A 13,329-nucleotide genomic window follows, 5' to 3' on the forward strand; every position below is an offset into this window, starting at 1 on the left:
CATCAGGCTTTGCCCTGGGACGCCGCGCCTCCTAAGTCTGCCGGATGCCTCGCCCCGCACCAGAGCCCGGACAGATCGCCTTCGTCGCCAATGACCGGCCGCAGGCGCAGGAGTCCTACCACCAGCTCATCGAGCTCTACGGCAATTGCGCCGTCGAGGAGGCTCGCGTGATCGTGGCGCTGGGCGGCGACGGGACCATGCTGGAGGTCCTGCGCGACACGATGCATCTGGGCACCCCCGTTTACGGCATGAATTGCGGGACGGTTGGCTTCCTGATGAACGAGATGCAGGCGGACGATCTTCCCCAGCGCCTCGCCGCCGCGGACCGGGCACGGATCAACCCGCTGCGCATGCGCACGACGGACAAGCAGGGCCGCAGGCACGAGGCGACGGCGATCAACGAAGTCAGCCTCCTGCGGGAGACTCGGCAGACCGCCCGGATCTCGATCAAGGTGAATGGCGAGGTGCGGATGAACCAGCTCATCTGCGACGGCGTCCTCTTGTCGACGCCCGCCGGATCGACCGCCTACAACCTTTCGGCCCACGGCCCGATCCTGCCGATCATGTCGAACCTTCTGGCCCTGACGCCGATCAGCGCGTTCCGGCCGCGCCGCTGGCGCGGCGCGCTCCTGCCCTATGACGCGCAGGTGACCTTCAGCGTCCAGGACGCGGATTTCCGCCCGGTCTCGGCGACGGCCGACAATGTCGAGGTGCGCGACGTCGTCGAGGTGGAAGCGGGCATCGACCGCGGCACGGTGATGACGCTCCTCTTCGACCCCGGCGCGAGCCTCGAGGAACGCATCGTGCAGGAACAATTCGCCTACTGAGCCATGCTCCTGGCGAAGATGCGTTCGGCGACCATGATCGTCGGCGCATTGGTGTTGCCGCCCGGCAGGTCGGGGAAGAGGCTGGCATCCACGACGCGCAGCCCCTGAGTGCCGTGGACGAGGCCCGAAGGATCGGTCACGGCGCCCTCGTCGGCCGCCGGTCCCATGCGGGCGGTCCCGACGGGGTGATAGATGGTCTCGGCCTCCGCCGCGATGAGCTGCCGCCATTCCTCATCCGTCCCCGGCTCGGTTTCGGGCCGCAGGAAGCCTTTCGCCACCTCCTCGAAGGCTGGCTGGGAAAGGAGGCGCCGGGACAGCTTCGCGCCCTCGACCATCACCTCCCAGTCGCGCTCGGTCGCCAGATAGTTCGGGTCGATGAGCGGCGGGGTGTCCGGATCGGCCGAGGCCAGCCGAATCGTGCCGGTGCTTTCGGGGTAGAGGTTGCAGGCATGGAGGCTGACCCCGAAACGGCCCCAGCTCTTTTCCTCGCCGTGATCCATGGCGAGGGCGGGCACGAAATGGAACTGGATGTCGGGCCGTTCGCGGTCGGAGCGCGAGGACACGAAACCCGTGCCCTCGGCGAGGTTGGAGGCGAGGATGCCGGTGCCGCCGATCAGATATTCGAGCCCCGCCGTCAGATTCCCGAGAAGACCGCGCACGGAATAGCTGATCGTCTCGCCGGGCTCCGTTTCAAGAAAGGTCAGAAGGTCCAGATGATCGCGCAGATTCGCGCCGACACCCGGCCGGTCGGCGACGAGGCCGATGCCGTGCCGGCGGAGATGGGCGGACGGCCCGACGCCGGAGAGCATGAGGAGCTGCGGGGTTCCGATCGCGCCCGCGCAGAGGATCACCTCCCGCTTCGCCGCGCTCATACGGATCTCTCCGCCCCGCTCATATTCGACGCCGCTCGCCCGTGCGCCGTCGAACAGGACGCGGCGGCAGGACGCCTCGGTCACGATGGTCAGGTTCGGACGCGCCCGCACCGCTTTGGTCAGATAGGCCTTGGCCGCGGAGCAACGGCGCCCCCGCCGGGTGGTGGTGTCGAAGAGGCCGACCCCTTCGCGGTCCGGCCCCGCGAAATCCTCGATGCGGCGCAGCCCCATCTGTTCGGCGGCGCGCAGGAACCGCTTCGTCGCGCCCCTGACGTCGCGCGGCCTCGTCACATGGAGCGGGCCGTCCTGGCCGTGCCACTGGCTCTCGCCCTCGGAATGGGTTTCGGAGGCCTTGAAGAAGTGCAGCGCCTCCGCACCGCTCCACCCCTTCGCGCCGAGCTCCGCCCACCGGTCGTAATCGCGCAGATCCCCGCGCGAATAGCACATGGCGTTGATGGCGGAGCTGCCGCCCATCACTTTTCCCCGGGGCCAGCGGAGGGACCTGTCATCGAGGCGCGCCTGCGGCACCGTGGCATAGTCCCAGTCGGCGATCCGGTTGCCCAGCACCTCGCCGATCATGGCCGGCACGGCGAGCCGGACATCCTTCTGCTCCGGGCCCGCTTCGATCAGCGTGACGGCCGTTCCCGGATCCTGCGACAGCCTCGCGGCCAGCACGGAGCCGGCCGACCCCCCGCCGACGATCACGTAATCCGCCGCCGCTTCCCGCTCGCTTCCCATCCCGCGCCTCCCTTAACGTGTCTTCCCGCAGCATTGCGCGGAACGGTGGTTGCGCCAAGACGAGGCTTTAAGACCCGTTAACGAATTCCTTCTATCGATACTCTCCAACCTCCTAACGGTATGAGTCCGATCCGCGAACGAGATGAGGCCATGAACGCACAAGCTGTTCGATTGACCGAAGTGGACATCGACAACGCGCTGGCGAACGACCACCTCGACGTGGTCTTCCAGCCGATCTTCGATTTCGCGAGCGGCGCGCTCCTGCGCATGGAGACCTTCGTCCGCTGGGACCATCCGGGCCTGGGCAGCCTGCCGCCCGGCGCCTTCATCTCCTTCTTCGAGGCGCAGGGCCGGATGGGCGAGCTGACCCGCTACGTCGCGCGGCATGCGCTGCGGGCCTACAGGGCCTGGCGCGGCAGCGCAGGTCCCGGATGCTCGATCAATCTCGCGCAGTCCGACCTGCTCGATCCCCTCCTGCCGGACGATCTGTCCGCGATGTTGCAGGAGGAGGGCATCGCGCCCCACCTCCTGACGCTGGAATGCCCGCCCCTTCCCCTGGAGATGAGCGCCGAAGAAGCCGCTTCGGTCTGGCGCAGGCTCGGCGGGATCGGCTGTCCGCTCGCGACCGAAGTGCGGGGCCGCCCGGCACAGGCGCTCAAGGAGGCGGACCCCTTCCCCTTCGCCGAGATCAAGACCGGCGGCTCGGCCATCCTTCGCTTCGCGCGCACGTCGCGCGGCGGCCCGGGCCTCGCCGCGATCTCCGAACTCATCGATCTCGCCAAGGAAAATGGCGCGCGCACCGTCGCGGTCGGAGTGGAAGATGCCGATGCGGCGCGCGCGCTGAAGCAATGCGGCTTCGATGCGGGACAGGGCAATCTCTTGGCCCGCGCCGCGAAGCTCGACGGCTTCAGCGCCCAGACGATCAACCATGTCCGCAGCGCGCTCGGCATGGAGGCGCTGCCGCAGGACGAACTCGCCGCCCAGCTCGAGCGGGCGCCCGCCGTCCCGCAGGAACCGCTCGTTCTCGCTGCCGAGGACGCGGACCGGCCGGACCCGACGGCCGAAGCGATCATGAAGCTCAAGGCCCGCAAGATCGCGGCGAAGAAGGCCGCTCTGCGCAAGGCGCAGCTGGCGAAGACCGCCTCGGACGAGGAAGAGCGCGAAGCCCGCGAGGCCGCCGCGGCCAGAACGGCGAGCGACACGGCGCGCCGCCTTCAGGAACGACTCGCCGGGCACATGGAGAAACAGGCGGAGGCCGAGCCTGCGGCGCAAGGGCCGGAGCCGGTTGCGGCGGAGGACGAAGCTCCCGCCGCGACGCCCGAAGAGAAAATGCCCGAAGCGAACGCCCAAGCGGCCCGCGCGGAGGCCGACAGCATGCCGGAGGCCGAAGAGGCTGCGGCGCGAAAGGCGGAGGCGCCGCCGCTCTCCGCTGTGCCGATCGACGACGAGGCCGGAGTCCTCCTCACCGGCAGCCTCGCCGAAGCCGCGCTCGGCATCGCGCATCGCTATTCCTTCGAACAGGGCCTGCGCCTCGACGGCTATGACGCCTCCGCCACGGTCCCGCATATCGAGCCGGGCGAAGAAGAGTTCGCAGGGGCGATCGCGCCTTCCATCACGCCGGCTCTTCGCGAGGAGGCGCCGACATCCTTTTCGTCGATGACGACGGCCATTCACGGCCTCCTCGCGGAGCTGCCGGTCTCCGAAGAGCACAGCTCGCGGCTGAGCGGCTTCGCCGAGGCGGCCCTGCCCGCGCCGCAGACCGAAACGCCGGTTCCGCTGCCCGCCGAAGCCGAGGCGGAGATGAGCCAGGCCGACATCCTCGACGCGGCGGTCGCGCAGGCGCCCGTGCTAGCCGATGACACGCCCACCCTTGCGCCGGTGCAGATCGTGGCCAATGACGACGAAGCGGTCCTCGCCGCCCGCATCCGCAGGCGTCCGCGCAGGAAGAAGAACATCCTGACCCGGAAATACCGCATCACGCATTTCTGGCCGCGCAGCTGGGTCCGCACGGTGAACCGCTACAAGGCGCAGCGGGCGGAAGCGGATCGGCAGCGCGAACCCGAAGCGGCGGCGGCCTGAATTCCCGCTTCAGACGCCCCAGGCCGCGCGGCGGCCATCGGGGCGCAAGGATGCGACAGGAACCTGATAGACGCGCGTCTCGCCGAGCATGAAGACGGCATAGCCGGCCCCGAAATGCGGCGCGAAGGCCGTGTCGAGAACGTTGAGCCCGCCGGTGAAGGCGCCGAAGGCGGGCATGACCAGCCGCTCGCCATCGGTCACGAAGCAGGACTTGCGCACGCCGCGCCCGCCCTTCGCCGCGATGGCGCAGGGGTGAAGGTGTCCCGCCACCTGCCAGTCATCGGTCTCTCCGGGCTCGTGGACGAAGGCGAGGCCCGCCACCTCGGCTGCCTGATGGACGGCGCCGCCAAAGCGCTTGGGCGGCAGCGGGTCGTGATTGCCGAGGATCCAGATCCAGTCCGCAGCGGAGCAGAGCGCGTCGAGCCGCTGCGCATCCGCCTCGTCCATCCGCTCTTCCGCCTGCGGATCGTGGAAGGCGTCGCCGAGCGAGAGGATGCGGTTCGGCCGGCAGAGGCGGACGAGCCGCTCGAGAGCATCCAGCGTCGCGCGCGTGTCATAGGGCGGCAGCGGAATCCCCTTGGCCGCATAGGAGCTGCCCTTCTCGAAATGCAGGTCGGAGACGACGAGCAGGCGCTCTTCGGGCAGCCACATCGCGCCCGAGCAGTCGAGCACGACCGGACGGCCGGCGAGGCGGAGAGTTTCCGTGAGGCAGTTCGAGGTCACGAGGCGCAGCATCCGCGTCCTATAGAGCGCGGAGAACGAAGAGTGAATCCGCGATCCGTCTCAAAATGACGCAATGTCAGGGACGCCGGAAGTGCTTGGACAGGCGCAGGCCCTGCCCCTGATAGTTCGAGCCGAGGCCGGAGCCATAGACCTGCCGCGGCTCGCTGCTCAGCCGCTCATAGACGAGGCGCGCGGCGACCTGGCCGTGATCGAGGACGAAGGGCGCATCGAAGCCGCGCACTTCGAGGACGGCCCGGCTGCCCTGTCCCACCCCGAAGCCGGGATCGAAGAAGCCGGCATAATGGGCCCTGAACGCGCCGAGCTCGGTGTCGATGGCGACCATTTCGGCGGCGAGATGCGTCGGCACGCAGAGCTGCTCGCGGCTGGCGAGGATGTAGAATTCATCCGGGTCGAGCACGATGAACCCGTCCTCCGGCGCGCCGATCGGCTCCCAGTACTTGCTCGGGTCGAGCGCCCCGACCGCGTCGACGTCGATGAGGCCGGAATGCCGCCTTGCGCGGTAGCCGACCACATCGCCGAGCTGCGAGGACAGATCGACCGACAGGCGCAGGCCGCCCCCGATCTCGCCGCCATCGGAAAGCGGCGTCTGCGCGTGGAAGCGCTCCAGTTCGGCGTCATCAAGAGCGGGATTGCCCCGGCGCAGGCGCAGCTGGTTGAGGCTCGAGCCTTCGCGGACGAGAACCGAGAACGTGCGGGGGCTGACCTCGGCATAGAGCGGCCCCTGATAGCCCGCGGGAACGCGCTCATAGGCCGTGCCCCGATCTGTGACGAGGCGGACGAAGACGTCGATGCGCCCGGTCGAGCTCTTGGGGTTTCCCGTGGCGTGAAGCGAGACCGGCAGGTCGAGACGCTCGCGCAGCTCGACGACATAGACGCAGCCCTTTTCGAGCACCGCGCCTTGCGAGAGGTCGAGTTCGTGCAGGGCCAGCTCGCCGAGGCGGTCGGAGACATTGCGCGTCTGGCCGGGAAGAAAGGCGGCCCGCACGCGCCATGCGCGGCGGCCGAGAGTGAGGTCGAGGCTGGCAGGCTGGATCTGGCGATCGCCCACTTCCCGCGGCATGCGCAGGATGTTCCGTTCGATCGCCGTCCGCAGGTCTTCCGCCGTCAGGACGCCGGGCCTGTCCTCGTTCGAATTGGTCACGCGCTCTGCCCTCGCACTGGAAGCGCGGGCTTAGCGCGCTCCTCGGTGCGGCGCTAGCGAGCCGGAATGGCGGGCGCGGGCACGCTTGCGGGAACCGCGAAGGCGTCCGCGCCGTATTCCTCGTCGAACAGGCCGAGCTGCAAGCGCTCTTCGGACAGGATCGCGAGCGAGAGGCCCACGACCAGTGCGAACAGAGCGACCGCCAGCTGGCGCAGCGCTTCGTGCGACATGGTCTTCGGCGCATGAAGCGGACCCGCGAAGACGGCGGGCAGATGAAGGTGATGGCCGAGTACTGTCATAAAACCTTCATACAGTGCGCACCCTGTGCGCGTCAAGAGCAGCGGCCAATCTGTTTGACGGACGGCGCGACCTCCCCTACCCGCGAGAGCGGCGCCGGGTTTGGGCCGGCCGGCTTGCGGCGGCGCCTTTGGAAGAACACCGCTAAAAGGCCGGAATGCGCTGCGAAAAGAGCGCTTCGAGAGGAGCCCCCTCCATGACGAAACCGCCCAAGCACCCCTATGGCCCCCGCACGCGCGCCGTCCGCGGCGGCATGAACAGGGCCTTCCAGGAGACCTCGGAAGGGCTCTTCCTGACGTCGGGCTATGCCTATGACAGCCCCGAACAGGCCGCGGCGCGCTTCTCCGGCGAGGATGACGGCTACATCTATTCGCGGTTCTCGAACCCGACCGTGCAGATGTTCGAGGAGCGCTTGGCGGCGATGGAGGGCGCGACCTGGTGCGCCTCCGCGGCGACCGGCATGGCGGCGGTCACCGCCGCTCTTCTGGGGCAGCTTTCCGCCGGCGATCACATGGTGGCCAGCCGCGCGCTGTTCGGTTCCTGCCGCTATGTCGCGGACGACCTGTGCTCGCGCTTCGGCATCGAGGCGGACTTCATCGACGGGACCGACCTGTCCGCCTGGGGCGAGGCGGTGCGGCCGAACACCAAGCTCTTCTTTCTGGAAACGCCATCCAATCCGGGCCTCGAAGTGCTGGACGTGCAGGCGATCGCGGATATCGCGCATCTGCATGGGGCGCGGCTGCTGGTCGACAACGTCTTCGCGACGCCGGTGCTCCAGCATCCGCTGGAGATGGGCGCGGATCTCGTCGTCTACTCGGCGACCAAGCATATGGACGGCCAGGGGCGGGTCCTTGGCGGCGCGATCCTGGGCAATGACGAAGCGATCCTGGCCGACCAGCTCCGCCCCTTCCTGCGCAATACCGGCCCCGCGCTCAGCCCCTTCAATGCATGGGTGCTGGTCAAGTCGCTGGAGACGCTGGACCTCCGGGTCCGCGCCATGTGCGACAATGCCAGCCGGATCGCGGACGGCCTCGCGGCGCATCTGGGCAAGCCGCTCAGGGCCGTCACCTACCCCTTCCGCGACGACCACCCGCAGGCCGAGATCGCGCGGCGCCAGATGGAAGCGGGCGGCAGCGTCGTCACGATCGAATTCGCGGGCGATTCGGAGCAGGCGCAGGCGCAGGCCTTCCGCTTCCTCAACGCGCTCGAACTGATCGACGTGTCGAACAATCTGGGCGATGCGAAGTCGCTCGCGACCCACCCCCGCACCACGACCCATTCGCGCCTGTCCGAAGAGGCGCGCCTCTTGCAGGGTGTCACGCCGGGCCTCGTCCGGCTCTCCATCGGGCTTGAGGACGCGGCGGACTTGCTCGGAGACCTCGACGCCGCCTTGCAATCGTGCTGACGGAGCGGGAATGATCTGGGGCGCAACGGAACTGGGCGAGGAAATGCTCTACGAGAGCATGACGCGAGGCATTCGCATCACGGTCGAGCCGGATTTCCTCGAAGAGGAGTCCGAGCCCGCCGACGATCACTATGTCTGGGCCTATACCGTCCGCATCGACAACGTGTCGGACAAGGTCGTCACGCTGCGCCGCCGCATCTGGTACATCACGGATGCCGGCGGCCGCACCGTCACGGTCAGCGGCGACGGCGTGGTCGGCGAGCAACCGACCCTGCGGCCCGGCGATGCCTTCGAATACACCTCCGGCACTCCGCTCGCGACGCCGTCGGGCCTCATGCGGGGGACCTATTCGATGGAGACCGACAGCGGCGAGATCTTCGAGGCGGAGGTGCCGGCCTTCAGCCTCGACAGCCCGCATGACTGGCACCGGCTGAACTGAAACGCCCGGCAGCGCGGCCTGCGCGGGCGTGCTAGCCTTCGCTCATGACCGATGCTCCCTATACAATCGCCCATGACGGCCCCGTCGCCACGATCACGCTGAACCGGCCGGAAAAGCGCAATGCGCTGTCGGCGGAGTTCTGGGACGATTTCCCCTCCGTCATCGAGGACATCGACCGGTCCGGCGACACCCGCGCCATCGTCCTCGCCTCGACCGGACCGCATTTCACCGCCGGAATCGATCTCGCCGCGTTCGGAAATACCGAGCGGCAGGACCTCGGCGCCGCCCGGGGGCTCGACTTCATGCAGGTGGTCGACCGGATGCAGCGGACCTTCACCGTCCTCGAAGAGGCGCGGGTGCCGGTGATCGCCGCGATCCAGGGCGGCTGCATCGGCGCGGGCGTCGACATGGCGACCGCCTGCGATATCCGCCTGTGCACCGCGGACGCTTTCTTCACCATCTACGAGATCGAGATCGGCATGACCGCCGATGTCGGCACCTTTCCGCGGATCCTGAACCACCTGCCCGAGGGCGTGGTGCGGGAGATGGCCTATACCGGCCGGCGGATGGGCGCCGAGGAGGCCGAGCGGCGCGGCCTCGTCAACCGCGTCACCGCCGATGCCGAAACCTGTCTCGCCGCCGCGCAGGAGCTGGCGCGGGAGATCGCGAAGCGCGCGCCGCTGGCAGTCCATGGCTGCAAGCGGGCCATCACCTATGGCCGCGACCATTCAACGGCCGATGCTTTGGAGTGGATCCGCCTGTGGAACGCCTCCATGCTCCAGCAGTCCGAGTTGATGGAGGCGATGCGGGCGAAGCAGACCAGGACGCCCGGGCAGTTCGCCGCGCTGCCGCCCATGCGGCGCCTGTCGGACTGATCGCAAGGCAAAACGAAGGAGACCGGGAATGGATGGAACAGTGACGGCGGCAGACGCTCTGCGGATGCAGTTCGACGCGCAGCGCGGCGCCTTCTCCTTCGAGCACGCACCCTCGGTCGCCGAGCGGCGCGAGAAGCTCGAGCGCCTCGCTGGCCTGATCCGCGCCTGGCGCGGACGGATCGTCGAGGCGATCGGCCAGGACTATGGCGCGCGCTCGGCGAACGAGACGCTCTTCGCCGAGATCGCGACGACCATCGGCAATATCGACGATCTGAAAAAGCATCTCGGCCGGTGGGCCGCGCCGCAGAAGTTCCGCAAGCCGCTCTCCACCATCCCCGGCCGCACCTATGTCCGCTACGAGCCCAAGGGCGTGGTCGGCGTGATCTCGCCCTGGAACTATCCCTTCCAGCTCGCCGTCGTGCCCGCAGCCACCGCGCTGGCGGCCGGCAACCGGGTGATGATCAAGCCGTCCGAGTTCACTCCCCGCACGGCGGACCTCCTGCGGGACATGTTCGCCGAAGGGTTTGCCGAAGACGAAGTCAGCGTCGTCACGGGCGGGCCGGAGGTCGGGGAAGCCTTCTCGCGCCTCCCCTTCGATCATCTCTTCTATACGGGCTCGACCAAGGTCGGGCGTCTGGTCGCGATCGAGGCTGCGAAGAACCTGACGCCCGTTACGCTGGAACTCGGCGGCAAGAGCCCCTGCATCATGATGCCCGATGCCGAGCCCGACAAGCACAGCCGCCTCGTCGCCTTCGGCAAATGGTACAATGCCGGCCAGACCTGCGTCGCGCCCGACTACATGCTGGTGCCGCGGGGCAAGGCCGAGGCCTATGCCGCCGCGCTGTTGAACGAGGTCGAGGGGTTCTATTCGGACCCGGCGCGGGACCCCGACTACACGGCCATCATCTCAGAGCGCCACCACGAGCGGCTCACCGCCCTGATCGCCGAGGCGGAGGGCGGCGGCGCGACTCTGCGGCGGGCCCCCGCCGACGAAGCCGCATTGAAGGAGAGCCGCAAGCTCGCCCCGACCCTGGTCCTGAACCCGCCGGCCGATTGCGCCCTGATGCGCGAGGAGATTTTCGGCCCGGTCCTGCCAATCGTGGAATATGACAGCGTGGAGGATGCCGTCGCCTATGTGACGGCGCGAGATCATCCGCTGGCGCTCTATGTCTTCGGGAACAATGTCGAGGCCTGCGAGGCGGTGATCGCGAAGACGACCTCGGGCGGCGCGGCCGTCAATGCCTCGGTCCTGCAGGTCGGCGTCGAACACCTGCCCTTCGGCGGCGTCGGGAAGTCAGGCTATGGCGCCTATCACGGCGAGGCGGGCTTTCGGGAATTCAGCCATGCCCGTTCGGTCCTGGTCTTCCCGCAAGCGGGCTTCCTGCAGAAACTGATCACGCCGCCTTACGGCAAGGCGTTCCGCTATCTGGCGAACAAGACGATCGGGAAGTGAGGGAGCGAGGTCTGGCCCCGCTCGGCCGGGGTCAGATGACGTCCGGCCAGTAGCGGCGCTTGATGAGCACGCCGATGATGAGCGCGAGAAGGATCGGGCCGGTCACCACGCCGAGCGTGACGAAGAGGCCGAAGCCGACGCCCAGCGCAGCGACGCCGAGGGACAGAACGGTGGCGATCAGGGCGGCGGCGATGGCCACGAGCGCGGCGCCGAGGCCGATCACGAGACCGACCACGCCGGCAGCGGCACCGCCGGTGACTTCGAAGAGCGAGAAGTCGCTGATCGTCCGGCCGTCGATATAGACCACGCCCTCGCCGAAGCGGTAGGCGGCGACGGTGAGCGAGACGGTGAGGATCGCGAAGATGGCGGCGCCGACCGTGACCGGCGCCTTGTGCCTCTTTTGCGGTGTGGAGATCGGACTGTCCGACTCCCTCCCCTCACGAAGCTCCGGTGTCGGGCGTTCGGCGAGCGAAGCGTCGGCGGTCATCACGATTTCCCCAGTGTGGCTGCACGGGACAGGTCGTCGCAGCTTACAGGAGTTTCAAGACCCCTGCCTGCATATCATAGCATGGGTGTCAACTGGCGTCAGCCCCGCATGGCGAAGTTGTAGCCCAACAATTTGTAAGCCAGCTTGGCGCAGAGGAAGTCGCAGGCATGCAGCTCGGGCTTGGGCGCCAGCTCGTTGATGTCGGCGCCGACCCAGTCCGAGACTTCCGCCGCCGCGCGCAGGACGCGGGTGACGTCGTCCCAGAACATGCCCCCCGGCTCCGGCGTGCCGGTGGCGGGCATGACCGAGCCATCGAAACCGTCGACGTCGATCGTGACCCACACCTTCTTGCCGCGCAGGGGCGCGATGATGTCCTCGATATTCCACTGCGCCTTGTCCTTGGCCCAGTGGATGTGGACCCGGTCCCGGTTCGCTTCGAGGAAGGGGATCTCGGTCCGGCTGATATTGCGGATGCCGAGCGAGACCACGGACACATCCTCATGGCCGCCCTCGACAGGCTCGAGGCACCGCCGGATGGCGCAGGCATGGCTGTGCCGGTTGTCCTCGTAGATGTCGCGCAGATCGGCATGGGCGTCGAAATGCAGGAGGACGAGGTCCGGGTGGCGGCGCACCAGAGGCCGGATCGCGCCGGCGGTGATCGTGTGTTCGCCGCCGAAGACGAGCGGGAAGGCCCCATCGCTGAGAGCGGTCTCGACCAGGTCGTCGAGCTGCTGGAGAGCGGCTTCGGGGCCCTTTGCGATTTCCGGCTGCTTCGCGACTTCCGTGTTGAAGCTGAGGATCGGCTCGCACCAGAGCTCCTCGTCGAAGAGCTCGACCTGGGGCGCCGCGGCGATGATGGCGGCGGGTCCGTCCGCCGCGCCATAGCCGTAGGAGACACTTTCTTCGTAGCCGAAGGGGATGACGCGAACCTTGGGCGCATCGGCCGGAATGGGATCGTGGTTCTCGTCGAACATGAGGGCGTAACGCGCCATCAGGCGAAGCTTCCTGTGTTGAGGATGGTACCGACATAGGCGGGAAGCGCGAAGGCGGCTCTGTGCACCTCCGGCGTGTAGTAGCGGAAGTCGAGGCCCGCGCGCGCGAGGCGCGAATGGATCTCGCCCTCGGCCGGGATGACGCCCCCTGCCCGCGCGAAGCCGAGCGTCATGATGCCGCCCGAATAGGCCGGGACGGCCATGGCGTAGAAGGTCACGCTCTCGAAGCTCTTGGCCTGGTTGTCGCGCGCCTTTTTCAGCTCCGCAGGCTGAAGGAAGGGCAGGCCGCACTGGGTGACCATGATGCCGCCGGGGTTCAGCCGCGCGCGGCAGTCGGCGTAAAACTCTTCCGTGAATAGAACCTCGCCCGGGCCGACCGGATCGGTCGAATCGACGATGATGACGTCGTAGCTCAGCTCCTCGTTCTTCACGAAGGCCGCGCCGTCCGCGATCTGGAGGTTCAGCCGCTCGCTCTCGAAGGCGCCGTCCGAGACGCCGGGGAACCATTTCTTCGAGAAGTCGATGACAGACTTCTCGATCTCGACGAGGGTGACCTCCTCGACCTCCTCGTGGCGCAGCACCTCGCGGATCACGCCGCCGTCCCCGCCGCCGATGACCAGCACGCGCTTCGCCGCGCCGTGCTCGTAGAGCGGCACGTGGGTAACCATCTCGTGATAGATGAACTCGTCCGCCGTCGACAGCTGGATGAAGCCGTTCAGCGCGAAGAGCCGCCCGAAGCGCTCGTTCTCGAAGACGACGATGTGCTGGTGGTCGATTTCCCCCTCATAGAGGAGATTGTCGACGCGCAGGGCGTGGCCGATCTCGTCCGTGACCTGCTCCTTGAACCAGGTCTGGCCGTCGAGTTGGTAGAGGAAGTTGGTCATGGAATTGGTCCTGATGCTGCTCACCTCTCCCTCTGGGAGAGGTCGAAGGCGCGTAGCGGCTTCGGGTGAGGGCTGGTCCCGGGTCCGGCCCCAACG

General features: G+C 67.9%; 13 protein-coding genes. 6 read left to right on the forward strand and 7 right to left on the reverse strand.

From position 1 onward, the window contains the following. Window positions 1–44: 44 nt before the first annotated feature. A complete protein-coding gene (locus IE88_RS0111030) occupies window positions 45–827 on the forward strand; it encodes an NAD kinase (RefSeq protein ID WP_031554411.1) in 783 nt (260 codons plus the stop codon). Here the strand turns inward: IE88_RS0111030 and IE88_RS0111035 are convergent. Then, the gene (locus tag IE88_RS0111035) at window positions 821–2,437 is read right to left on the reverse strand and encodes a GMC family oxidoreductase (protein ID WP_031554416.1); all 1,617 of its coding nucleotides are present in this window, start codon (window positions 2,435–2,437) and stop codon (window positions 821–823) included. The two genes, IE88_RS0111030 and IE88_RS0111035, sit on opposite strands and share 7 nt — an antisense overlap. Before the next feature lie 150 nt (window positions 2,438–2,587). On the opposite strand from IE88_RS0111035, the gene IE88_RS0111040 reads away from it, so the two are divergent. After that, window positions 2,588–4,516 (forward strand): EAL domain-containing protein, encoded by a 1,929-nt coding sequence (locus tag IE88_RS0111040; RefSeq protein WP_162178338.1) that lies wholly within the window; start codon window positions 2,588–2,590, stop codon window positions 4,514–4,516. A gap of 9 nt (window positions 4,517–4,525) precedes the next feature. Here the strand turns inward: IE88_RS0111040 and pdeM are convergent, their stop codons facing one another. From pdeM to IE88_RS0111055, 3 genes are all read right to left on the reverse strand, one after another. Beyond that, a complete protein-coding gene (gene pdeM / locus IE88_RS0111045; RefSeq protein WP_031554421.1) occupies window positions 4,526–5,251 on the reverse strand; it encodes a ligase-associated DNA damage response endonuclease PdeM in 726 nt (241 codons plus the stop codon). A 64-nt stretch (window positions 5,252–5,315) separates the two neighbouring features. Continuing rightward, window positions 5,316–6,401 (reverse strand): 2'-deoxycytidine 5'-triphosphate deaminase, encoded by a 1,086-nt coding sequence (locus IE88_RS0111050; protein ID WP_031554423.1) that lies wholly within the window; start codon window positions 6,399–6,401, stop codon window positions 5,316–5,318. A gap of 53 nt (window positions 6,402–6,454) precedes the next feature. After that, the gene (locus IE88_RS0111055) at window positions 6,455–6,700 is read right to left on the reverse strand and encodes a hypothetical protein (protein WP_031554424.1); all 246 of its coding nucleotides are present in this window, start codon (window positions 6,698–6,700) and stop codon (window positions 6,455–6,457) included. A 194-nt stretch (window positions 6,701–6,894) separates the two neighbouring features. Between IE88_RS0111055 and metZ the strand changes: the two genes are divergently transcribed. From metZ to IE88_RS0111075, 4 genes are read left to right on the forward strand one after another with little or no spacing between them, the layout of a single operon-like run. Further along, window positions 6,895–8,103, forward strand: coding sequence for an O-succinylhomoserine sulfhydrylase (metZ, locus tag IE88_RS0111060; RefSeq protein ID WP_031554426.1), 1,209 nt, complete (start codon window positions 6,895–6,897; stop codon window positions 8,101–8,103). A 10-nt stretch (window positions 8,104–8,113) separates the two neighbouring features. Continuing rightward, window positions 8,114–8,542, forward strand: a complete 429-nt coding sequence (gene apaG / locus IE88_RS0111065; protein WP_238319296.1) for a Co2+/Mg2+ efflux protein ApaG — start codon at window positions 8,114–8,116, stop codon at window positions 8,540–8,542. A 44-nt stretch (window positions 8,543–8,586) separates the two neighbouring features. Beyond that, complete coding sequence (locus IE88_RS0111070; protein WP_031554430.1) at window positions 8,587–9,417, forward strand: enoyl-CoA hydratase-related protein; 831 nt, start codon at window positions 8,587–8,589, stop codon at window positions 9,415–9,417. Window positions 9,418–9,445: 28 nt separating this feature from the next. Beyond that, window positions 9,446–10,870, forward strand: coding sequence for a coniferyl aldehyde dehydrogenase (locus tag IE88_RS0111075; protein WP_031554432.1), 1,425 nt, complete (start codon window positions 9,446–9,448; stop codon window positions 10,868–10,870). 31 nt (window positions 10,871–10,901) lie between these two features. On the opposite strand, the gene IE88_RS0111080 is transcribed toward IE88_RS0111075, so the two are convergent. From IE88_RS0111080 to speE, 3 genes are all read right to left on the reverse strand, one after another. Further along, the gene (locus IE88_RS0111080) at window positions 10,902–11,357 is read right to left on the reverse strand and encodes a hypothetical protein (RefSeq protein WP_031554435.1); all 456 of its coding nucleotides are present in this window, start codon (window positions 11,355–11,357) and stop codon (window positions 10,902–10,904) included. 98 nt (window positions 11,358–11,455) lie between these two features. Further along, a complete protein-coding gene (speB, locus tag IE88_RS0111085) occupies window positions 11,456–12,349 on the reverse strand; it encodes an agmatinase (protein WP_051881961.1) in 894 nt (297 codons plus the stop codon). After that, window positions 12,349–13,257: a polyamine aminopropyltransferase gene (gene speE / locus IE88_RS0111090; protein WP_238319297.1), complete on the reverse strand. Its 909-nt coding sequence runs from the start codon at window positions 13,255–13,257 to the stop codon at window positions 12,349–12,351. The genes speB and speE overlap by 1 nt, the downstream gene beginning before the upstream one ends. Window positions 13,258–13,329 lie beyond the last annotated feature (72 nt).

The sequence above is a fragment of the Parvularcula oceani genome (assembly GCF_000733125.1).
Taxonomy (GTDB): Bacteria; Pseudomonadota; Alphaproteobacteria; order Caulobacterales; family Parvularculaceae; genus Parvularcula; species Parvularcula oceani.